The organism is Promicromonospora noduliphila (genome assembly GCF_056951025.1).
Genome location: NZ_CM167806.1, coordinates 5493303 through 5516026, shown reverse-complemented (window position 1 = coordinate 5516026; position 22724 = coordinate 5493303). Strand labels below are relative to the sequence as shown.

At 74.0% G+C, this 22724-nt stretch carries 16 protein-coding genes; 6 read left to right on the top strand and 10 right to left on the bottom strand.

All coding sequences use genetic code 11. The annotated features are described in order from the left end of the window. Nucleotides 1-167: 167 nt before the first annotated feature. From AC0QU1_RS24000 to AC0QU1_RS23990, 3 genes are all read right to left on the bottom strand, one after another. Nucleotides 168-872 carry an HD domain-containing protein gene (locus AC0QU1_RS24000; protein WP_483573006.1) on the bottom strand — a complete coding sequence of 235 codons (705 nt, stop codon included), beginning with the start codon at nucleotides 870-872 and terminating at the stop codon, nucleotides 168-170. Between the two features lie 134 nt (nucleotides 873-1006). Beyond that, on the bottom strand, nucleotides 1007-2467 hold the full coding sequence (locus tag AC0QU1_RS23995) for a sensor histidine kinase (protein ID WP_483573004.1): 1461 nt from the start codon (nucleotides 2465-2467) through the stop codon (nucleotides 1007-1009). Further along, complete coding sequence (locus AC0QU1_RS23990; RefSeq protein ID WP_483573002.1) at nucleotides 2460-3185, bottom strand: response regulator transcription factor; 726 nt, start codon at nucleotides 3183-3185, stop codon at nucleotides 2460-2462. The genes AC0QU1_RS23995 and AC0QU1_RS23990 overlap by 8 nt, the downstream gene beginning before the upstream one ends. Nucleotides 3186-3299: 114 nt before the next feature. Between AC0QU1_RS23990 and AC0QU1_RS23985 the strand changes: the two genes are divergently transcribed. After that, a complete protein-coding gene (locus AC0QU1_RS23985) occupies nucleotides 3300-3893 on the top strand; it encodes an NYN domain-containing protein (protein ID WP_483573000.1) in 594 nt (197 codons plus the stop codon). An 85-nt stretch (nucleotides 3894-3978) separates the two neighbouring features. Here AC0QU1_RS23985 and AC0QU1_RS23980 read toward each other — a convergent pair whose 3' ends face one another. The 5 genes from AC0QU1_RS23980 to AC0QU1_RS23960 form a co-directional block, all read right to left on the bottom strand. Continuing rightward, entirely contained in the window at nucleotides 3979-4788 is an 810-nt protein-coding gene (locus tag AC0QU1_RS23980; protein WP_483572999.1) for a carbonic anhydrase, read from the bottom strand. Nucleotides 4789-4899: 111 nt separating this feature from the next. Further along, on the bottom strand, nucleotides 4900-7068 hold the full coding sequence (locus tag AC0QU1_RS23975) for a TPM domain-containing protein (protein ID WP_483572997.1): 2169 nt from the start codon (nucleotides 7066-7068) through the stop codon (nucleotides 4900-4902). Between the two features lie 228 nt (nucleotides 7069-7296). Beyond that, nucleotides 7297-8994: a DNA repair helicase XPB gene (locus tag AC0QU1_RS23970; RefSeq protein ID WP_483572995.1), complete on the bottom strand. Its 1698-nt coding sequence runs from the start codon at nucleotides 8992-8994 to the stop codon at nucleotides 7297-7299. 49 nt (nucleotides 8995-9043) lie between these two features. After that, entirely contained in the window at nucleotides 9044-12013 is a 2970-nt protein-coding gene (locus AC0QU1_RS23965; protein ID WP_483572994.1) for a helicase-associated domain-containing protein, read from the bottom strand. Between the two features lie 192 nt (nucleotides 12014-12205). After that, the gene (locus AC0QU1_RS23960; protein ID WP_483572992.1) at nucleotides 12206-13126 is read right to left on the bottom strand and encodes an NAD-dependent epimerase/dehydratase family protein; all 921 of its coding nucleotides are present in this window, start codon (nucleotides 13124-13126) and stop codon (nucleotides 12206-12208) included. Nucleotides 13127-13250: 124 nt separating this feature from the next. Between AC0QU1_RS23960 and AC0QU1_RS23955 the strand changes: the two genes are divergently transcribed. From AC0QU1_RS23955 to AC0QU1_RS23940, 4 genes are all read left to right on the top strand, one after another. Next, nucleotides 13251-13985 carry a TetR/AcrR family transcriptional regulator gene (locus AC0QU1_RS23955; protein ID WP_483572991.1) on the top strand — a complete coding sequence of 245 codons (735 nt, stop codon included), beginning with the start codon at nucleotides 13251-13253 and terminating at the stop codon, nucleotides 13983-13985. Nucleotides 13986-14179: 194 nt separating this feature from the next. Further along, nucleotides 14180-14554: a cold-shock protein gene (locus AC0QU1_RS23950; RefSeq protein ID WP_483572990.1), complete on the top strand. Its 375-nt coding sequence runs from the start codon at nucleotides 14180-14182 to the stop codon at nucleotides 14552-14554. Between the two features lie 95 nt (nucleotides 14555-14649). Next, entirely contained in the window at nucleotides 14650-15441 is a 792-nt protein-coding gene (locus tag AC0QU1_RS23945) for a DUF3027 domain-containing protein (protein WP_483572989.1), read from the top strand. Then, entirely contained in the window at nucleotides 15438-19403 is a 3966-nt protein-coding gene (locus tag AC0QU1_RS23940; RefSeq protein WP_483572987.1) for a hypothetical protein, read from the top strand. Before AC0QU1_RS23945 ends, AC0QU1_RS23940 begins: the two co-directional genes overlap by 4 nt. Before the next feature lie 160 nt (nucleotides 19404-19563). Here the strand turns inward: AC0QU1_RS23940 and AC0QU1_RS23935 are convergent, their stop codons facing one another. Further along, nucleotides 19564-19800, bottom strand: a complete 237-nt coding sequence (locus tag AC0QU1_RS23935; protein ID WP_483572985.1) for a DUF2530 domain-containing protein — start codon at nucleotides 19798-19800, stop codon at nucleotides 19564-19566. A gap of 82 nt (nucleotides 19801-19882) precedes the next feature. After that, a complete protein-coding gene (locus tag AC0QU1_RS23930; RefSeq protein ID WP_483572984.1) occupies nucleotides 19883-20431 on the bottom strand; it encodes an arsenate reductase/protein-tyrosine-phosphatase family protein in 549 nt (182 codons plus the stop codon). Between the two features lie 481 nt (nucleotides 20432-20912). On the opposite strand from AC0QU1_RS23930, the gene AC0QU1_RS23925 reads away from it, so the two are divergent. After that, the gene (locus tag AC0QU1_RS23925) at nucleotides 20913-22625 is read left to right on the top strand and encodes a DUF4012 domain-containing protein (RefSeq protein WP_483572982.1); all 1713 of its coding nucleotides are present in this window, start codon (nucleotides 20913-20915) and stop codon (nucleotides 22623-22625) included. Nucleotides 22626-22724 lie beyond the last annotated feature (99 nt).

The window sequence follows — 22724 nt, the reverse complement described above, 5'->3', positions numbered from 1 at the left end:
GGCGCCGGGCCTGCTGTGCACAGGCATGTGGAAAACGCGGGTGTGGTCGCGCTCGAACCGCTGCCGGGCCGTGCGGCGGGTCCGTCTCAGGCCGTACCTGGCCTCAGACCGGGCAAGCCTCAGACCGGGCAAGCCTCAGGCTGAGCAAGCCTCACGCCGGGTCTGCCTCAGGTCGTGCCCAGCTTCGCCTGCTCCTTGCGCAGCCGGTGCAGCTCCATGTCCAGGTTCTGCCGCGCGGGCTCCTCCCACGCGGCGCCCATGGGGCTGAGGAACAGCGACTTGCGGGCGAGCAGCCGCTCGACCACCCGGATCCGGGCCCGGAGGTAGTCCTCCGTGGGGATGTGCGCGTACTCGGCGCGCACCGCCTGCTTGTACTCCTTGTACCGCTGGGGCTCGGCGGCGAGCATCGCGAGGTCGGCGTCGTTCAGCACGGCAGCGTCGAAGTCCGCGGGGTCCGGCGCATGCCGCACGATCGCGTTGACCAGGGCGGCGACCCGCTCCGCCGCGCGCTCGGACACCCCGAGGCCGGTCAGCTCCTTGTGCGCCAGCTCGGCCGACGCCGTCGGCTGCTCGCCGCCCTGGGTGGCCTCAGCGACCTTGCGGTCCGCGCTGAACACCGCCCCGTGGTACCAGGCTGCCAGGCGCACCAGGTCGGGTTCGTGCGTCTCCTCCGCCAGCTCGTCCACGCGGTGCAGGACGGCGGCCAGGTGGCGCAGGTTGTGGAAGTGCCGGTGCTCGTCGGCCCAGCGGTCGAGCAGCGACTGGCCTACTTCCTCGATCGCCTCGGTGTCCGCCGTGGCTCCCGCGCCCACCGCACTGCGGACGAAAGACTTGAGGAACCACTGCGGCGCGTCAGACGTCAGCACGCCCATGTGAATTCTGCCTAACGGTTGAGGTCGGTCGCTGCACTGCCAGCCTATTACCGAATCAGCCGGCGGCGGCTACCGCCGTCTTGGATGGTGGTCATTGCCCCCGGCGCGTCCCGTACGGCGCGCCGGGCGCGGGGTCAGAGCGGCAGCGTGAGCCGTACGGTGAGGCCGCCGCCGTCGGTGGGCGCCACCTCGACGTGCCCGCCGTGCGTGCCGACGATCGCCGCGACGATCGCCATGCCCAGCCCCGAGCCGCCCGACTCGCGGGTGCGCGACGAGTCCGCGCGGTAGAACCGCTCGAAGATCCGGCGGCTCTGCTCCTCGGTGAGGCCGGGGCCGTGGTCGCGCACCTCGAGCACGGCCACGCCGTCCTCCTTCCGCGTGCCGAGCGCGATCTCGGCGGGTGTGCCGGCGGGCGTGTGCCGCGCGACGTTGCCGATGAGGTTGGTGAGGACCTGGCGCAGCCGGTCGCTGTCGCCCTCCACGACGAGCGTGTCGGGGATCTCGGCGCCGTCCTCGCCGTCCGGTGCGAGCGGCACCACGGTGACCTCGCGCGTCGGGTCGAGCGCGTGCAGGTCCTGGGCCGAGTCGCGCGCCAGGGCGGCGAGGTCGACGTCCTCCCGGGCGACGGGCCGGCCCTCGTCGAGCCGGGCGAGCACGAGGAGGTCGTTGACCAGCATGCCCATGCGGCGGGCGGCGTCCTCGATGCGGAACATCGTGTCGTCGACCTTGTCCGTGGTGTCGAGGGCGCCCATCCGGTACAGCTCGCCGTAGCCGCGGATGGTCGCCACGGGCGTGCGCAGCTCGTGCGACGCGTCCGAGACGAACTGCCGCATCCGCACCTCCGAGGCCTCCTGGGCGGCGAAGGCGCGCTCGATCTGCGTCAGCATCGCGTTGAGCGACGCCGCGAGCGAGCCCATCTCGGTGCCGGCGGGGGCCTCGGGGACGCGCTGCGTGAGGTCGCCCGCCGCGATCTGCGCCGCCGTGTGCTCGACGGACCGCAGCGACCGCAGCGAGCGCTCCACGAGCACCCACGCCGCGAGCCCGCCCAGCAGCACGATGCCGAGCCCGGACAGGACGAGGGTGCGGGTCAGGAGCGAGACCGTCTGGTCAAGGCCGACCATCGGCAGACCCACGTAGACGACGGCCTGCTCACCGGTCTGCTTCAGCACCCCCGTGAAGGCGACGGCGCGCCAGCTCTCACCCCCCTCGGTGCCGCCGGACGAGGGCACGGTGAACGGCCGGTGGCCGGCCTCGGTGGCCTCGTCGTACGTCAGGTCGGGGAAGTTGGGCACGCCGTAGCGCTCGACCGTGAGCTCCGTGCGCTTGGTGCTCATCGTGCCGTCCTGGCCGGTGACCTGGACGTAGTAGTCGCTGGGCAGGCTCTGCCCAGCGACGAGCTGCGGGACACCCGTGGCGAGCACCGGTGCGGCACTCTGCAGCTCGTCGTCCACCTGGCGCACCAGGAAGGTCGACACCACCGTCGTCGTCGCGAGGGCAGCTATCCCCAGGCCGGCGGCCAGCAGCAGCGAGATGATCGCGACGAGCCGGGCGCGCAGCGGGATGCCGGAGAGGCGCTCCTTGATCCGGTCAAGCACGGGCGGGCTGCGGGGCGCGCAGCAGGTACCCCACGCCGCGCTTGGTGTGGATCAGCGGGGGCAGGGTCTCGCCCTCGACCTCGAGAGCGTCGATCTTGCGCCGCAGGTAGGAGATGTAGGACTCGACGATGTTCGCGTCGCCGCCCCAGTCGTACTGCCACACGTGGTCCAGGATCTGCGCCTTGGACAGCACGCGGCCGGAGTTGAGCATGAGGTAGCGGAGCAGCTTGAACTCGGTGGGCGACAGGTCCACCTCGATGCCCGCGCGGCGCACCTCGTGCGAGTCCTCGTCCATCTCCAGGTCGCCGACGTGCAGCACGGCCTCCTCCTCGGGCGTCGGCACGCCCGTGCGGCGCAGCACGGCACGGATCCGGGCCACGACCTCCTCGAGGCTGAACGGCTTGGTCACGTAGTCGTCGCCGCCCACGGTGAGGCCCTGCACCTTGTCCTGCGTGTCGTCCTTCGCGGTGAGGAAGACGACGGGGGTGTGCCGGCCGGTCGCGCGCATGCGGCGCGTCACGGTGAAGCCGTCCATGTCGGGCAGCATCACGTCGAGCACCACGAGGTCCGGTTCCACGTCGCGGACGAGCTGGAGGGCGCCGTTGCCGTCCGCTGCGGCATGCACCTCGAAACCCGCGAACCGCAGGGAGGTCGACAGGAGCTCACGGATGTTCGGTTCGTCGTCGACGACGACGAGACGCGCCTCAGGAGTAGCCATGTCTCCAGTGTGCGGCCCGTTCCTGGACGATGCCTGAGTTTCGCCCGGGAAATCGCCCGGACGGTGGTCGGCCGCCGTCCGGCCCGGTGCCTGGCACGCGGCTAGGCTGTGCGCATGTCAGTACCGTTCCCGCACGAGCCTGGGCAGACGCCCCGGCGCACGTATCTCATCGTCGACGGTGAGAACATCGACGCCACGCTCGGCATGAACGTGCTGAACCGCCGTCCGGCCCCCGAGGAGCGGCCCCGCTGGGACCGTATCTCCGCGTTCGCGGAGAAGGTCTGGTCGCAGGACGTCGTGCCGCTGTTCTTCCTCAACGCGACGTCCGGCCAGATGCCGATGCCGTTCGTGCAGGCGCTGCTGGCCATGGGCTACAAGCCGATCCCCCTGGCGGCACAGGGCTCGGAGAAGGTGGTCGACGTCGGTATCCAGCGCACGCTCGACGCGCTGCTGAACCGTCCGGGTGACGTGCTGCTCGCGAGCCACGACGGCGACTTCCTGCCGCAGATCGAGGCGCTGCTCGCCGACGACGACCGCCGCGTCGGCCTGCTCGGTTTCCGGGAGTTCGTCAACGCCCGGTTCACCGAGCTGGAGCAGCGCGGCCTGGTCATGTACGACCTGGAGGCCGACGCCGACGCCTTCACGACGATGCTGCCCCGCGTCCGCATCATCCCGATCGAAGAATTCGACCCGCTGCGCTACCTGTAGCGGGGCGGATGCCGGGTGGTCGGCAGAATGTCAGGTGATCGGTACCTCGGAATGCCGATCACCTGACATTCTGCCGACCACTCGGTCAGCGGCCGGCTACCTCTACCGTGCCCTCGTGTGCGATACGGGTGCCCTGGGGCTGGGTCGGGCGGGCGTTGCCGGCGTAGGCCTTCTCAAGCACGGCGAGCTGCTCCGCCGACAGCTCGATGGGCGTGTGGTAGACGACCCACTCGACGCCCTCCGTGCACGGCGGCGTCGTGAGGCTGCCCGCGTACTCCTCGAACGTCGGGTCCGACGGCAGCATCGCGGCGACGTCGATCGGCAGGTCGTCGGTGCCCGGCTCGGCCGCGCCGTCGACGAACGGCTGCCAGTCCTCGTTCTCCGTGTCGCCCTCCTTCGCGAGCACGCCGAGGACGAGCGCCTGCCCGTCCTCTGTGGTGTGGACGAAGTGGAACTCGGCGTCCATCGTCTCGCCCTCGATGGTGTGCTCGGCGGGCAGGTGGAAGTGCACCTGGTCGAGGTCGTACTCCGTGCCCTTCCACTCGACCCGGGACGCGTCGCCGTCGGGCACGAGCTGGATGGTGTGGCCCGTGTCGACCGACTCGCCGACCGTCGGCGACGACGTGATCCTCGGGTGCTCCGTCAGCTTCTCGGCGGCGTGGTCGGGCAGGTCGATCGGGGACTGCGCCTCACCGGCCGAGCACTCGACGAACTCGTCGGAGAGGTGGCCCCACTCGTCCGGGCCCTCCTCGCCGTCGTACGACCAGTGCACCTCGGCGGCCGGGGCGGGCGGCGGTGCGGCGGACGCCGCGTCGTCCGCGGAGGTGCCGGACGCGCAGGACGCGAGCAGCGGGACGAGGAGGACGACGGCGGGCAGGGCGAGCTTCTTGTTCATGTGACTACCTTCCGGAGGGATCATCCGATTGCCCCTAGGTCAGGAGATCGGCAGATCAAACTACCCATTCCCTGACATCCCGGAGGCCACACGAACGTCGGTCGAGACGGGCTACCTCGCCGGCGCCGGCCACCAGGCGCGCACCGTGCCGAGCTTCCGGAGCGTGTCCGGCCGCCCGCCGCCGAAACCGCCCCCGCCGAAGCCGCCGCCGATGCGCGCCGTGCGGGCCCGCTTGCGGGAGCGCACGAGGCTCGGGTCGAGCAGGATGCCGCCGAGCAGCATGCCGCCGGTGATCGGCCCGTTCGCGTCGGAGGCATCGGTGTCGGGCTCCGCCTGGGCGGCCGCGGCCGCCGCCGCGACGACGGCGTCGGCGTCCTCGCGGGCGAGCCGCGCGGCCTCCTGCACCAGCCCGGTCGCCCGCTGGGCCTCGGCCAGCGCCGCGGCGGGGTCGGCCAGGTGAGGCGAGCGGGCGACGTCGGCCAGGCGGGCCGCCTCCGCGAGCCGCGTGCGCGCCGTCGAGCCGACGGCCCCACGGCGCGTGGCCACGAAGTCGGCGGTCTGGCGGAGCTGCACGTCGAGCCGGCCGAGCGTGTCGCGCAGCAGCGCGGACGCGCGCGCCGCCACCTCGGTGGAGTCGCGGGTCGAGGCGAGGGCTGCGTCGAGCGAGGCCTCCGCCGCGGCGATGCGCTGCAGCCCGACGAGTGGGTCGCCGCCCACCCGGGTCACCTCGACGTGCTTGAGCGCGGCCTGCGCGGCGGTGCGGGCGAGGGTGACCCGGAAGTCGCCCTCGACGGCCCGCGCGGAGATCACGTCCTGGGTGAGCGACGCTATCGACTTGTCGAGGCGTCCGGCGGCCTCCTCCAGGTCACGCGCGGTGGCGTCGACGGCGTCGAGCAGCGTGCCGGCCTGGCCCAGCGCGTTCTGCGCGCCGCGCGCGTGCGCGACGGCGACCGCCTTCTGCCCGGCGTCCAGCGCCGAACGCCCCGCCGCCACCGCCTCCTTGGTGTTGGCCAGCAGCAGCTCCGCCTGCTCGGGGTTGCCCGACACGGCGGCAAGGGTGGTCGCCGGGTACCGCTCAGCGAGCCGGTCCAGCGTGGCGCGTGCGGCGGCCACCCGGCCCACGACCTCCGGCTCGCGGGCGACGACGTCGGCCAGCACCTCGGGGGCGCGCTGCTGCAGGCGGCGCAGGTCGTCGAACGCGCGGGTGCGCGCGTCGAGCGTGTCGGCGGCGCCGTCGCACAGCGTGAGGATCCGGGTCAGGCCGGCGCGCCGCGCGCCGTCCTCCTCCCGGTCGGCCGCGTCGTCCAGCGCCTGCCGGACGGCGAACGCCGCGCGGACGTCGTCCGCCGCGCGGGCGAGGATCCGCTCGAAGTCCTTGGTCGCGTCGGAGCCGAGCTCCGCGCGGGCGAAGCCGAGCTCCTGCTCGCAGGTCTTGAGCGCGTCGTCGATGCCGACCAGGGCGGCCGCCGCGCGCTCGTCGAGCTCGGCGAGGGGCAGGCCGGCGAGCTCGTCCGGCGTCCGACCGGACGCCGGGGCGCGGTTCGTCAGCCGCGCCAGGCGGGGCAGGAAGCGGGGCGCGCCGAACCGCCACGCAACGTACCCGGCGGCGACGAGCACCAGGACCGCCGCGAGGGCGATGCCCACCGTGAGGGCCGGGTCGACCTCGCCGGCCTTCGCCCGGCGCACGGTCTCGGCGGCATCGGCGGCCGCAGCGGTCCACCGCTCGTCGTCGACGGCGGAGGCGACGGCGTCGTCGACCTGGCCGAGCTGGGCGTTCGTGAGGGTGACGTTGCTGTCGGCGGACACGCCGAACTGGTGGTCGACGGTCGCGACGGCCACGAGCAGGTCGTCGGTGCCCAGCCCGGACTGGTTGGCGCTCGCGTTGGCCCAGTCCACCGGGTCGGTGCCGTCGAAGCTCTCGATGTACACGACGAACATGCGCAGGTCCGACTCCTCGGCGAGCCGGTCGACGGCGGCAAGGACCTCCCGGCGCTCGGCGTCGCTGAGCACGCCGGCGCCGTCGGTCACCGGGTCGGTGAGGGTGATCGGCGGCGAGGCGGGCAGCACGTCCGACATGAGCTCCGCCTGCGTGGCCGCCGACAGGCGCGGCGACACGGACGGCATCGGCTCGGTCGGTCCGGTGACCGTGGCGTTGGCGGCCTGGGAGGTGGCCGCGAGAACGATCCCGACGAGGCCCGCGAAGGCCGCGATGACCCATCCCCCGGAAGCCCGGGCGCCGGGATCGTACGGATGCTCGTGTCTTTCTGGGGACTCGATCACGTCCCCGATCGTCACCCCGGGTCCAGGACCGCGCAATCGGAGGCTGTAACGTCACGGAGCTGCAACGGTTCTCCAGGTAAACGCCCAGCGTGAAGGGTGTTTTCACACCGGGCTGGAGACCGGCGCGAAGCCCTGTCGGGACGTCAGGCGGACGCCGCTTCGGGGGCCCGCACGGGAGCCGCGCCGGAGCGCCGGCGCGGGCCGTGTTCGGCGCCCGTGCGAGCCGCGTCAGGGCGCCGATGAGCCGGCCGGCGACCCGTCCAGATCCTCGGCGTCCACGATGCGGTAGGCGTACCCCTGCTCGGCCAGGAACCGCTGCCGGTGCGCCGCGAAGTCCTGGTCCACGGTGTCGCGCGCGACCACCGCGTAGAAGTGCGCGGTGCGGCCGTCGGCCTTGGGCCGCATGATGCGCCCGAGGCGCTGCGCCTCCTCCTGCCGCGACCCGAACGAGCCGGACACCTGGATCGCCACCGACGCCTCCGGCAGGTCCACGGAGTAGTTGGCGACCTTGCTCACCACGAGGCGCGAGATCTCGCCCTCGCGGAACGCCCCGAACAGCCGCTGCCGCTCCTTGTTGGTGGTCGCGCCGGTGATGATCGGCGCGCCGAGGTGCTCGGCGAGCTCCTCGAGCTGGTCGATGTACTGCCCGATGACGAGCACCTGGTCGTCGGGGTGGCGTGCCACGATCTGCTCCACCACCTTCTTCTTGCCCGACGCCGACGCGGCGAGCCGGTACTTGTCCTCCAGCTCGGCCGTCGCGTACGTCATGCGCTCGCTCTCGGGGAGCGTGAGCCGCACCTCCACGCAGTCGGCGGGCGCGATGTAGCCCTGCGCCTCGATGTCCTTCCACGGCGCGTCGAACCGCTTGGGGCCGATCAGGCTGAACACCTCGTCCTCGCGGCCGTCCTCGCGCACCAGCGTGGCGGTCAGGCCGAGGCGGCGGCGCGCCTGCAGGTCCGCCGTCATGCGGAACACCGGGGCGGGCAGCAGGTGCACCTCGTCGTACAGGACGAGGCCCCAGTCGCGGGCGTCGAGCAGCTCGAGGTGCGTGTAGACGCCCTTCCGCTTGGTGGTGAGCACCTGGTACGTGGCGATGGTGACGGGCTTGATCTCCTTGCGGGCGCCCGAGTACTCGCCGATCTCGTCCTCGGTGAGGCTCGTGCGCCGCACCAGCTCGTCGCGCCACTGGCGCGCGCTCACGGTGTTGGTGACCAGGATCAGCGTCGTCGTACCGGACTTGGCCATCGCGCCTGCGCCGACGATCGTCTTGCCGGCGCCGCAGGGCAGCACCACGACGCCCGAACCGCCGTGCCAGAACCCGTCCACGGCCTGCGCCTGGTACGGCCGCATCTCCCACGGCGCGGCCTGCTCGTGCGGCGTCCGGGGCTCGGTGGTGTGGTTCAGCGCGATCGGGTGCTTCTCGCCGTCGACGTAGCCCGCGAGGTCCTCGGCCGGCCAGCCGAGCTTGACCAGCACCTGCTTGAGGTGGCCGCGCTCGGAGGGGTGGACCGCCACCGTGTCCTCGTCGAGGCGCGCGCCGACCAGGCCGGCGGTGCGCTTCGACTTCAGCACCTCCGCGAGGACCGCCTTGTCGCTCGTGCGCAGCACCAGCCCGTGCGCCGGGTCCTGCACGAGCTGGAGCCGCCCGTAGCGGGCCATCGTCTCGGCGACGTCGATCAGCAGCGCGTGCGGCACCGGGTACCGGCTGTACTCGATGAGGGTGTTCACGACCTGCTCCGCGTCGTGGCCGGCCGCGCGCGCGTTCCACAGGCCCAGCGCCGTGAGGCGGTAGGTGTGCACGTGCTCCGGCGCGCGTTCGAGCTCGGCGAACGGCGCGATGGCGCGGCGCGCCGCCTCGGCGCTGGGATGGTCGATCTCCAGCAGGAGCGTCTTGTCGCTCTGCACGATCAACGGGCCGTCGGGCATGAAGTCTCCCTCGGTCTTGCTCGGTGTCTTGCTCTGGTCTTGCTGCGGCTCACGGCGCGGACGACGTCGGCAGGACCGACGCGATGCGGTGGACGGCGATGGTCAGCTCGGCCTCCCTGGTCGGGTCGAGCGCACGGAGCCTGCCGCCGTCGAGGTTCAGGGGTTTGAGCTCGCGGCGTTCCAGCCGGCCGGTGTGCCCGGCCATCTCGACGATCACCGTGGAGCCGTCGCGGAGCGCGTCGCGTAGGAGTGCCAACCCGTCGGCGGGGTGCTGTGTTCCCGGGTCGTCGTCCTGCACCGTGTGATGCGGGTCGGTGGGGTCCGGTTCGACGCGGTTCGGCGCGTCGCGGTCCGGGGCCGTCCCGTTCGACGGCGGCTCGCGCACGCCTCGCGCTTCCTCCTCCGGCCCCTCGGCTGGATCCGCCCGGCCGCCGACCACCCGGTAGCCGCGCAGCGGGATGCCCGTGTCGGGGGTGCCCACCGACCGCGCCACCTCCGCCGCCTCCGCCCGTGCCCGCGCGCCGGCCCGCGCCGCGAGCTCGACGGCACGCAGCTCGGCGACCAGGGCCTCTGGATCGGGGGTGCGCGTGGCGACGTCGGACCCCGAGCTCATCCGGACCGCGGCCGCCGAACGCGGGGCGGGCATCGCCCGGCCGGTCACGCCCCTGCGGGCGACCAGCACCCGGCCGTCCGGCCCTTCGAGGGCCGAGACCAGGCCGCGGCCGCGCAGGGCCTCGTGCAGGGCGGCCGCGGGGACGGACGCCGCGAGCACGGTGGGCGCGAGCCGCACCAGGCCGAGGCCGGCGAGCGTCGGGTCGTGCTCGAGGCCCGCCAGCACCGTGGCGTCGGCCGCCCGCAGGTACGACGACGCCGCGCCCACGCGCACCGCACCGTGCCGCCGGGCGGTGTCGCGGACCAGGTACTCCAGGGGCTGCGGGACCGGCACGCGGGAGCGGCGGGACAGCTCGTCGAGCAGGCCGTCAGCGGTCTCGCCCTGGTCGAGCGCCCGGGTGACCGACGCCGCGCTGAACCGCACGGTCGTCGCTGCGCCCCGCGACTCGATGTCGGTCGCCCGCTCCAGCAGCCGGGCGAGCTCACGCGACGGGCGGCCGGGGACGATCCCCGTGAGGTCGCCCTGGAGCAGGATCTCGTCCACCTCGGCGGGCAGGACCGCCCGCAGCGCGTCGGCCAGGTCTCCGGGTCGGTTCGCCGACGAGCCGGCCGGCGCCTGGGTGGCTCGCTGCTCCGCCCCGGCGGCGAGCAGAGCCCGGCCCGGCGTCGACAGCGCGCCCGCGCCGGTCACGCCCAGCCACTCGGCCTCGGCCAGCAAGCCCTCGACGGCGCTCGACGGCGGCACCGAGCGGGGCGTGTGCCAGGTCAGCACCTCGACCACGGCGCCCGGCGCGGGGGCGATCACCGTGTCCCCTTCCGTGTCCCCGGCCGGTTCCGTGGCCAGCACCCCGAGCACGGCGTCGCGCAGGCGTGGCACCCACGGCCGCAGCAGCTCGGGCGACAGCGGCGCCCGGAGCGCGCCCTTGTCGTCCCGCGAGCCCACGAGCCACGGCGCGCGGCGGGAGGTCAGCCAGGCCTCGGCGAGCCGGGCCCAGCGGGCGGCGTCGTCCAGGTCGTCCCAGTCGGTCACGGTGGGCACGTACGACGGCGGCGCGTCGGCGGCTTCTGCCCATGACGTCCCTCGCTTCGCCGGGCGCCGCGCGGGCTCCGGGTCGGCCCCGCCGTCGTCCCGGACCAGGCCGGCCAGTGCGGCGACCTCGACCACGAACGCCGCCCCTGGCTCGTCGGTCTCGAGCTGCACGGCGAGCCTGCGCAGGTCGCGCACGCCCAGGCCGCCCGCTCGGAGCACGGCGGGCGGGCTGTCGTCCCACGACTGCCGCAGCACCCGGACGCGCCGGACCAGCTCGACGGCGGCGCTCGCGGCCTCGGCGTCGGCGGTGGTGGTGCGCACGGCGCGGCCCTGCAGCTCGGGCGGCAGGGTGCGGGGCTCGCGGTGGGTGTGCCCGCCGCGGAGCGCCAGCCCGACCAGCCGCGGCAGGACCACGTGCCGAGCGTCCGACCGGACCAGGAGATGCTGGGTGACCAGCCAGTTCACCGCGTCGCGCGGCCGGGTGCCCGCCGCGGGGACGACGCCGACCGGCGGCCCCCAGGCGAGCGCGTCCAGGATCGCGCGGGCGCCGGGGGGAGCGTCGGCGAGGAGGCGGTCGAGGACGGCTGTCGCCTCGGTGTTGCCGGGAGCTGTCGGCGTTTGGGTGCTGCCCGGGGCTGTGGTCGTTTCGTTGCTGCCGGGAGCTGCGGCCGTTGGGGTGCTGCCGGACTCCACGGTCGTTGCGCTGTTGTCGGGAGCCGCGGCCGTTACGGTGCCGCCGGGAGCCCCGGCCGTCTCCGCGTGGCCGAGAGGGGTGCCGAGTGCGTGGCCGACCGCCGCCGCCAGCCCGTCGGGGACCGGATCGAGGTGCGGGCCCAGGCCCGCGGGGTTGGGGCCGAGCAGCTCGTCGAGCCCCGGCGCCGTCCGGAGGTCCGGCGGCACCCCGGACGCGGCTTCCGTGTCGGAGGGCGCTGGGTCGGTCCTGGTCTCGCCGTCGGGCCGAGGTCGGTCGTCCCAGAGCAGGGCCTGTTCGACCGCCCGGCGGACGGCGGCCTCGACCCGGGGCCGGTCGTCCGCCGTCCCGCCCAGCGCCCAGGTGACCACTGCGGCGGTCAGCGGGCCGGGCAGCGGCGGTGCGCCGCCGTCGGGGGCCCGGGGCGGGGCGCGGAAGACCGGCTCCAGGGCGAGCACCGCCTCCAGGACCTGCAGGGTCAGGGCGTCGGCTCGCGCGAGAGCACGTTCGAGAGAGGTGCGGCTCGACGCGCGCGCCGCGAGCGACCGGAGCGTCGAGGGAGAGGGAGTGGCGAGATCAGGACGGGCGCGCAGGAGCGCGGCGAGCGCGGTGTCCGAGCGCTGCCGGAGGTCGTCGGCGAAGTGCCGCGTGGCCGCCGCCGGCGCTGCGGGGAGCGAGGAGGCCATCCTGACGATGCTACGCGGGTTTGCTGGGCCGGAGCCCTGCCGTTCCACGCCCGGTCGCCGTCGGCCGCGTGTCCAGCGGCCGCGAGCCGGGAGCCCTGCGGCCTTGTGCCGGCTACCCTGCGGCCGTGAGACGGGTGACCCGGCGTCGTGCGCCGGGTGCCCGTCCGCCGTCGGCCCGCGCCCTGCCCGCCGTCAGCCGTGGGCGGTGCGGAGGAGGACCTCCTCCCACGGCGTGGGCTCGATGCCGAAGCGCGCGCGGGCGGCGGAGTCGTCCAGGATGTACGGCCGCTCCCACTGGTAGATGATCTCGCGCATCTCCCGCATGAACGGGGAGACCAGGGCCGCCGCGGCGAGCGACGTGCCGCGCAGGGACGAGATCTTCACCGGCGGCCTGCCCACGGAAGCGAGCACGTCCGTCAGCGCCTGGGCCTGCGTGACCGGCGCGTTGCTGGGCACGTGCCAGACGCGTCCGTGAGCGCCCGGGTCCTCGGCGGCGGCGACCAGCGTGCGGGCGGCGTCCGCGACGTCGGTGAAGGTGTGGGGCAGGTCGGTGCGGCCCATCATCAGGGCCCGCTTGCCCTCCAGGGCGGTCGGCACCAGGCGGGAGATGTGCCCGTTGCCGCCGACGCCGCGCCCCATGTAGTCAGAGCCGCGGATCTCGACGGCGCGGATGCGCCCGGCGTCGTGCGCCGCCCGCGCGTCCGCCCACATCCGGGCGCGGAGGCGGCCCTTGTGGTCGGTCGCGGCGTCGGGCAGGTCCTCCGAGAGGGGGACGTCGACGGGGCCGTACGGGTAGAGGGTGCCGGTGATGGCGTAGACGGCGCCCGAGCGCTCCGCCGCCGACAGCAGGGACGCGGCGAGCGGCGGCCACACGCGCTCCCACTGCGTGTAGTCGACCGGGTTGGCGCAGTTGTAGAGGTAGTCGGCTCCCTCGGCGGCGCGGGCGAGCGCCTCGGCGTCGGAGGCGTCGAGGGCGACGTGCTCCACGCCGTCGATCCCGGTGCTGCGGCCCGAGCGGCTCACCACGGTGACGCGGGAGCCGCGGTCGGCGAGCAGCGCGGCCACGTGGCGGCCGATGGGGCCGGCGCCGACGATGAGGTGGCGGTCAGTCATGATCAGTGCTCCATTCTGAGAGCAGTGCTCTCGTTGCGTGCCACCAGAGTGGCACGCGCGATCGTCTTTGACAAGAGCACTGCTCTCGTTTGTGTGCAGTGATCGCGCATGGCACGCTGTGGGAATGAGTCCGGCTCGCACCGCGCGTGACCTCGCCCGCGAGACGATCACCCGGGAGATCCTCGAAGCCGCCCGCGCGCGGCTGACCACCGACGGCGCCGCCGCGCTCTCGCTGCGCGCCGTCGCGCGCGACGTCGAGATGGTCTCCTCCGCCGTGTACCGGTACTTCCCGAGCCGGGACGCCCTCCTGACGGCGCTGCTCATCGAGGCGTACGACGAGCTGGGCGCGGCCGCGGAGGCGGGGGACGCCGCCGTCGCCGACCGGGCGGATGCCGCAGGCCGCTGGCTCGCGACCTTCCGCGCCGTGCGGGCGTGGTGCGTGGCGCACCCGGGGGAGTTCGCCCTGCTGTACGGCACGCCGGTGCCCGGTTACGCCGCGCCGCGGACCACCGTCGGCCCGGCCACACGCGTCGTCAGCGTGCTCGCGCGCATCGTCGGGGACGCCTACGCGGCGGGCGCCCGGCCCGTCGTCGTGCCAGGTGACGCGCCCCCCGCCGGACCGGGAAACGTGGCGGACGCGCTGGAGTTTCTTGCGGAGCACGAGCTGATGAGCGGCGTCGACCTGGCCGACGAGGGGCTGCCAGAGGCCGTGCGCCGCACCGTCATGGCGTGGACCGCCCTCTTCGGCACCATCTCGTTCGAGCTGTTCGGGCACCTGACCGGCTCGGTTGGCGACACGGAGCTGTGGCTCGACGAGGTGGCGCTCCGGCTGGGCGCGGACCTGGGGATCGTGGCCTGAAACCCAGGAACCGGGCGGCTGCGGGCGGGCGCCGGCCGCGGCCGGTGGGCGAAGCGCACCCAATGCATGCGACGTTGCAGGCCTGCGCCCGGTAACCTTGTGCTTCCGGTACAGGTGGCGCGTTCAGCCGCAGCAGCCCGTACCGCCCAGAGCAGTTCCGCGAGCAGTACCGACAAGCACAGAAGAAGGTCGCAGTGCCCACCGGCAAGGTCAAGTGGTTCGACACCGAAAAGGGCTTCGGTTTCATCGCCAACGAGGACGGAGGCGAGGTATTTCTGCATGCCTCCGCCCTGCCCCAAGGCGTGGTCCCCAAGCCGGGCGCCCGCGTGGACTTCGGGGTGGCCGACGGCCGCCGCGGTCCGCAGGCGCTCGCGGTCAAGGTGCTCGACGCCGCGCCGTCGGTCGCCAAGGCCAAGCGCAAGGACGCCGAGGACATGGCAGTCATCGTCGGCGATCTGGCGCAGATGCTGGAGCACGCGGCAAATGACCTGCGCAGGAAGCGCTATCCGAAGAACGCGCAGACGCTTGCCAAGATGCTGCGCAAGGTCGCAGACGACTTCGACGCCTGAACCCCCATGAGGTCCCGAGGAACATGGTGACTATCACCGCGCCCGCCACACGAACGCCCACCAGGCGGGTCGCCGCACGCTCGAGCCGAGACGCCGTGCTGAACGCCGCCGCGGAGCTCGCGCGCACCGCCGCCGAGGAGGTGGCCGAGCGACCGGACGACGTCGGGGAGCACCTCGGCACCCTCTTCGAGGACGAGCGGGTGGTCTCGCACCGGTTCGCCGCGACGATGCGCGGGTACCGCGGCTGGCACTGGACGGTCACGGTGACCCGCGTCCCGCGCGGCCGGACCGCCACGATCAGCGAGGTCGAGCTGCTGCCCGGCGACGAGGCCATCCTCGCCCCCGCCTGGCTGCCGTGGTCGGAGCGCCTGCGCCCCGGCGACGTCGGCCCGGGCGACGTGCTGCCGTTCCGCGCCGACGACCCGCGGCTCGAGCCCGGGTACACCCCGACGGGTGACCCGGAGGTGGACGAGGTGGCGATCGACGAGCTCGCGCTCGCCCGCGCCCGCGTGCTGTCGCCGCGGGGCCGGGACGAGGCCGCCGAGCGCTGGTACCGCGGGTCCCGCGGCCCCACCTCCGCGGGTGCCGTTGCGGCGGCCGCCGAGTGCGTGGACTGCGCGTTCCTCATCCCGCTGTCCGGCTCGATGGGACAGCTCTTCGGGGTGTGCGCCAACGAGTGGTCGCCCGACGACGGCAAGGTCGTCTCCCTCGACCACGGCTGCGGCGCCCACTCCGAGACCGACGTCGAGGCGCAGGCGACCGACTGGCCGGCGCCGGCGCCGCTGATCGACGAGAACGAGGTGGAGCCGCTCTCGGGGGTGGGCTCTTCGAGGGACGGGTCGGGCGACGATGAGTTGGCGGGTCGCGAGGGCGAATCTCCCGCGTGACCAACGATCCCTTCGGCACCGGCGCGCTGCGGCGCGCGGTGATCGGGGCGTGGCTCGCGTCGCCGACCCGGTTTCGCGAGGACGCGAACTCCGAGGAGGACCACGCGCGCGGCTACTACCGCGACCGGGTGGTGGTCGAGCTCGCGCAGAACGCGGCCGACGCCGCCGCCCGCGCGGGAGTGCCCGGCCGGCTGACGCTGCGCCTGGAGGCGCGGACTTACCAGGCCGACGGCGGCGGCAGTGCCGAGAGCTGGTGGCTCGTCGCGGGCAACACGGGTGCGCCGCTGGACGCGGACGGCGTCGCGTCGCTGGCGTCGCTCCGGGCGTCGGCGAAGGTCGGCGAGTCGGGTGGTGCGGGGGAGGTGGTTGCGGACACTGGGTCGGATGTTGTTGGGTCGGGCGGTGCTGGGTCGGGCGTCGTCGGGTCGGGCGTCGTCGGGTCGGGCGTCGCCAGGTCGGATGTCGCCAGGTCGGCCGACGCCGACTCGGCCGGCAGCGGCGAGCTGGGTGGCGCTGGGAGGCTGGCTGCTGACGGCGGCACGGATAGTGCCGGCACCTCGGCTGGCGCCGGGAGGTCGGCCGCTGACGGCGGTTCGGACGACGCAGGCTGGTCAGATGACGCCAGCGGGCGGGACTCCACCGGCATCGTCGGGCGGTTCGGGGTCGGGTTCGCCGCCGTACGGTCGGTGTCTGACGAAGTGCTGGTCCGCTCGCGCGGCGGCGGCGTGCGGTTCTCGCTTGCCGCGACCCGCGCGGCTCTGGGCCTGGGGCCGAGCGGTCCCGAGATCGGTCCGTCGCTGGCGGCCGACGCCGAGGTCGGTCCCTTGCTGGACGCTGATCCCGAGGTCGGTCCTTTGCATCGAGATCGGTCCAGTGATGGACCGATCTCGATGCAACCAACCGAACTCAGCGTCAGCGTCCAGCGAGCGACCGACTTCGATGGCGTCGCCGTCGAGCGAGCGGCCGAGCCCGGCGGCCCGGGTGGGGGCTCCCTCGGGGTCGAGCGGCTGACGGCGTCGGCCAGGGTGCGCGGGGCGGCGTTGCCCGTGCTGCGGCTTCCGTTTCCCGGTCCTGGCACCACACCGGACGAGCCGGACACCGTGGTCGAGCTCCGGCTGCGTGACGCCGAGGCGGTGGCCGCGGTCCGGGCCCAGCTTGCCGCCGTCGACGATGCGCTCCTGCTCGCGCTGCCCGCGCTCGACGAGGTGGTGATCGAGGACGACTTCGCAGGTCAGCGGGGTTCTGAACCGGTAGGCACCGGGACGCGGGCTACCTCGCGTGTGCTGCGCGACGTCGGCTCGCGGTGGCGCGTGCACCGGGCGTCGGGGGCGCTGGAGCCGGACGAGTCGCTGCCGTCCGAGGCGCGTCGCCCGGACTGGTCGGTGCTCTGGGCGCTGCCCACGACGTCGACCCGTGCGGCGGTGAGCCCGGTGTTGCACGCACAGACACCTACGGATGTGCGGCTCACGTTCCCCGCGCTGCTCATCGCGTCCTTCCCGGTGGACCCGGGGCGGCGGGGCGTGCTGCCGGGGCCGACGTCGGACCGAGTGGCAGCGGAGGCCGGACGCGCCTATGCGGCGTTCCTGGGCGAACTCGGTACGGCGCGGGACATTCTCGCGCTGGTGCCGACCGGGCTCCCGGCGAGTGATGTCGATGCCGCGGTCCGGGCGTCCGCCGTCGACGCCCTGCGGGACACGCCGCTCCTGGCGCTGAGCGTTCTGGGCCAGCCGTCCGAGGACGAGGAGCGTGACAAGGTGGCGTCACTCGTCGCGCCTCGCGACGCGGCCTTCCTCGCCGGACCCCTTGGCGAAGACCAGACGCTCGCCCGCTCGCTCGCCGTTTGCTCGCCCCGGCCCTTGGTCACCGTCCCCGTGCGGCACCAGGCCCTTGCCCGCTCGCTCGGGGCCGACGCCCTCGACCTCGCCGACCTGGTCGAGGCGCTGCCGCCCGACCCGGGCGTCGTCCGCGCGGCCCTGGACGCCCTCGCACCGCACGCCGGGGAGCCCGCGGTGCTCGAGGCCGTCGCGGGGGCGCCGCTCCCGCTCGCCGATGGTCGCGTGGCCCGCGGAGCCCGAGGGACCGTGCTGCTCGACGCACCGCACCTCGCCGGCATCGCCCGCGCGCTCGGGGTCCGTGTGGTCCATCCGGAGGCCGCCCATCCCGTCCTGGAGCGGGTCGGCGCCGCGCACACCACGCCGCGCGGGCTGCTCGCGGACGCCGCCGTCCGGTCCGCGGCGCTCGCCGCCGCGGAGGAGGTGTTGGAGGCCGGCGACGCCGGCCGTCTCGCGGGTGCCGCCGGCATCAACGGCGCCGCCGACGCCGGAGACGACGTCCAGACCGGCCCGCCCGATGATCCCACTCCGGCCGAGACCGTCTCCGCCGCCCTGGAGCTGGTCCGCCTCGCCGTGGCCGAGGCCGGCCCGGAGGGCCTCCCGTTCTGGCTGGGTGAGCTTCCCGCCGCGGCGGACGGCGACGTCGTCCCGCTGCGTGAGGCCGCACTGCCGGGCACCTGGGCGGCGCGAAACCTGGACCTCGCGGTGCTGAGCGACAGCGTCGTCGAACGCTGGGGCGACGCGGCCCTCCGAGCCGCGGGGGCTCGCGCGGGACTTGGCGTCTACCGGGTCGTCGATGTCGTCACACCGGACGACGGCGACGACGCCGACTACGGCCCCGATGATCCCGCCGGGTGGCTCGCGGACTGGGACGAGTACCTCGATCATCTCGCGGACGAGCTCGGCCCCGGCGCGTGGATCGGCGACCTGGAGGCCGTGTCCGACCTCGACGCGCTGCGTGAGGGGCAGGCTGCCGACGCACCGCGTGCTGACGCTGCCTCACAGACCTCGCTCGCTGTCGGGCAGGGTTCGCTTGCTGGGTCGGGTGTGGACGCCGTTGCGCAGGGTTCGCTCGCCGCCGCACCGGATGCCGACGCCGTCGCGCAGAGCTCGCTTCCTGCCGCGCCAGACGTGGATTCGGCCGCACGGACTCCGCTCGCTGCCGCGCTCGCCCGCTTCTCCGCCGAACCCGACCTACGGCGTGCGCTCCTGACGCCCGTGCGCTCGCCGGACGCCCCTGGTCGGCAGGCCGTGTCGTATACCGCGTGGTTCCTGCGGCGTCGGCTGGGGGCGCCGTTCGCGCTCGGGGAGACGCCGCTCCTGCCGCCCGCCCCGCCGGAGACCGCGGGCCTCGACCCGGAGCTCCGCGTTGCGCTCGGCGGCCTGTACAACCTTGCTGACCTGCGTGGACACGACTGGCCGGCCGTTCTGGAACGGCTGCCCGGCGCGCTGGGGGAAGCCGCGGGACGGCCGCCCGCCGATGGCGAGGTGGCGCGAGAGCTGTCCGCCGAGGTCGAAGCGGCGAGAGAGCCGTCCGCCGACGTCGAAGTGCCGGGGGACCTGCCGGCGCACGGCGAGGCGGCCGGAGACCTGTCCGCCGACGTCGCCCGCGCCGTCTGGTCGGGTCTGGCCGCGCTCGCGCGCACCGGCGAGTCTGAGCCCATCGCCCCGGCCCGGCTTCCCGCGCTCGGCCCGGACGGCGTCACGGTCGAGAGCACGGACGACCTCGCCGTCGCCGCATCGCCCCGCTGGGCCCAGCTCGCCCCCGTGGTCCCCGCGCCGCCCGATGTCGCCGAGGCGCTCGCCGACCTGCTGGACCTCCCGTTGGAGAACGATCCCGACGTCGTCCCCGACGGGCCGGGGGAGTCGGTGGAGCTCGACCCGCGCGTCCGGGCTCTCGCGCCGGGTGCGCCGGCGACCTGGCAGCGCCACGAGGCGCTGACGGTGGAGGGCAAGCGTGTCGCCTGGTGGGTGTCCGAGGCGGGCGGCGTGGCGCATGCGGTCTCGCCCGCGGGTCTGGCCCGGGCGCTGGCGGAGCTCACCGGGGCGGATGCCCTCCTGCTTGAGGCGGCGCTGCACGATCCGTCACGCGCAGCGGAGCTGAACGCGGAGCGCGTCTGGACCCGTTGACCGCACCCGGATGGGCTGGAGCATGCCCGGCCCTGCCGAACGCATGGTGCGCCCGGCGCCGTCGAAACGCGTCAGAACCTCCTGACCGTGGGTGCGCCCCGACCACCAGCAGCACGCCCCGACCGATCACCTGGCGAACGGCCCGTACGTCCGACGTGGACTAGCGGTGCCGCCGCGCCCACAACAGCCCGAGCCCGCCCAGCGCGATACCCGTGCCGCAGATCGCGACCGCCTCGATGCTGCTGCGACCGGTGAGCTGCAGGATCAGCGCCACGACCAGCCCGATCGCGAACAGCACGATGCCCCCGCCGAAGACCCGGTAGAGATCGGCGTGCGGGGCCGGCGGGCTGGGGCGACGCTCCTCGGGGTGCGCCAGCAGGGAGCGGATCGTTGGCACCTGGCCAGTCTACGGACAAGAGGTCGTCAAGCCCGTCGACGTCGGCCGCGCGCCCCGGGTGAAATCGGCGGCATCGCGCGGGTCACGCCCGCAGCGCGGCCATCATCGGGGTCAGCGCGTCGAGGATCTGGTCGTACGAGCGTTGATAGGTGGCGGCGGAGCGGCCGTAGGGGTCCACGACGTCGTCGTCGTGGTGGCCGACGTGCCGCGGCCGCTCCCGGAGGGCCGCCGGCAGGAGCGCGGCGAGCCGCGCGGCGTCGTCCTGCCCGGTGACGACGCCGGGTGCGAGGGTGCTCGACAACCGGCCCAGCTCGCGGACCGTGACGGTGCGGCGCACGGCAGACGGCACGTGCTCGACCACCCGGGCGCGGTGTGCGGGCGTCAGGGCGAGGACGAGGTCGGCCTGCTCGACCAGGGCCGGGGTGAGCTGGCGGGAGGCGAAACCGTCGGGCGCAAAGCCGCCGGCCGCCAGCAGCTCCGCCATGGGTTGGGCGACGGGATGGCCGACCAGGGCGTTCGTCCCGGCGCTGCCGACGGTGACGGAGTCGTCCAGGAGACCGCGCAGGAGGATCTCGACGGCGGGGGAGCGGCAGATGTTGCCCGTGCAGACGGCGAGCACCGTGAGCGCCATCGAGGATGCCTCTTTCAGATCGGTGGTAAGTCCGGCGCCATTCTATCGTCGGCATTACCATGCCTTTACCAAATACTTTGGAGCGTGCCGAGAAATGGCGCGCCGAAAATATCATCGGTGAATGCAAAGCGCTGAATTCCGGCGTGCTCGTTCGGAACGTCGAAGGTAGCGTGACGCGTACCGCGCGACAGAGCCGTCAGGAGGTCTGGTGACACATCCTGGATGGGGCGAGAAGTGGGCGGACGCGCCGGTAATCCCGCCTGCCGGTAGCCCGCCCAAAAACACCCAAGCCGGTAATAGCGTCGGCAGAGATGCGAAAGTCCTGCCGCTCAAGCGACCCGGATCGCCGGACCCGGCGGGTCCCGGTGCGGCGGGTCCCCCCGGTGCGGCCGAGCACCTCCGGCCGCCGGCACCGTGGAAGAAGCCGCAGCAGCCGAGGCCCGAGTTCTGGACCCGCCGCCGGCGGAGGAACCTGCGCGGAGTGGCGCTCGCCGTGGCGGGGCTGGTCGTGCTCCTCGGCCTGCTCGTCGCGTGGGTGGCGCTGGACGCCGTGCGCGCCCGCGGGTCGCTGGAGCAGGCCGAGCGCGGGGTCGCCACGCTGCGGGCCGACGCCGTCGCCGGCCGCACCGGGCACCTCGACCGCACGGTGGCCGAGCTGCGGCAGCACGCCGCCGATGCCCGCGCGGCCACCCGCGGGCCGCACTGGTCGCTCGTGGGCCGGCTGCCCGGCGTCGGGCCGACGGTGGAGGCCGTCGCTGGCATGGCGACGGTGGTCGACGAGCTGGCCAGGGGGCCGCTCCCGCAGCTCGCCGACGTCGTGCGCGTTGCCGATCCGGCGATGTTCGCGCCGACGAACGGCCGCATCGATCTCGCGCCGCTGGTGGCGCTCGCGCCGGAGGTGACGCGGGCCGACCAGTCCGTCGGGTACGCGCTGCAGCGGGTCGAGGGCATCGGCGGCACGCCCATGCTGCCGCAGGTGTCCACCGCCCTGGCCGAGCTCGAGCGGCAGCTCGTCGACCTGCGGACGTCGACGGCTACCGCGTCGCGCGCCGCACAGCTCATCCCGCCGATGCTCGGGGCCGACGGGCCGCGTGACTACCTGCTGCTGGTCCAGAACAACGCGGAGCCCCGCTCGCTCGGCGGTATCGCGGGGACGGTCCTGGTGCTCCGTGCCGACGACGGCCAGATCCGGCTCACCCACCAGCGGCCAGGAGCGCAGGTGGGGCCGTTCGCGGAGCCGGTGGTCGAGCTGACGGAGGAGGAGCGGCAGATCTTCGGCGGGGACGACCTCGGCCGGTGGATGCAGAACGTGACGTCCACGCCGGACTTCCCGAGGTCGGCCGAGATCGCGCGCGAGATGTGGCGGCGCGAGACCGGGCAGACCGTGGACGGCGTGCTCACGGCGGACCCGGCGGTGCTCGCCGCGCTGCTGGACGAGGCCGATGCGGGCCCCGACGGCGTGCTCGGGGGCGACGACCTCGTGGCCTACCTGCTCAACGGGGTCTACAAGTCGCTGGTACCCCGCGAGCAGGACGCCGTGTTCGCCCAGATCGCCGAGCAGGCCTTCACCACCCTCTCGACGGGGGCCGGCGACACGGCCGGGCGGGTCGACGCGCTCGTCACGGCGGCCCGCGAGGGCCGGCTGCTGGTGTGGTCCAGCAGGCCCGCCGAGGCGAACCTCCTCGAGGGCACCGGGCTGGCCGGCGCGCTCCGCGGAGTGAGCGGCGATCGTCCGGTGGTGGGCGTTTTCACCCAGGGTATTCAGATGGCCAAGATCGCGTACTACGTCGACACCGCCGTGCGCGTCGCGGAGCGGGACGTGCGGCCGGACGGCTCGCGCGAGCTGGCCGTGACCGTTACGTACACGTCGCGCGTCGACGCTGGTGAGGTGTCGGAACTGCCGGACCACATCGTCGGCTACGAGGAGGCGAGGCCCGGCGAGATCCGGCTGCGCGCGCTCGTCTATGCGCCGGCCGGCGGCGAATTCGTCTCGGCGTCCGAGAATTCCGAAAATATCGGGCTATCCCCTCAGAAGCATGACGAACTCTGGCTCACATTCCGTGATTTCACATTGCGCCCGGGCGCGACATCGTCTGTGACCTATGTAATCATCACCGGGAAGCATCAGGATGGAGACGTCATTCTCCGGACAACTCCAGGCCCCCGGCCGGTGCAGGTGTCCATCGCGGAATGACGGCTCGGGCCTGATGAAAACCGACCGAACGTGGCTCGCGCTGGATATGCCGGGTCGCGAGTCCGGTGCCACGGTACCGATCTCAAGTGCAGCAATAAA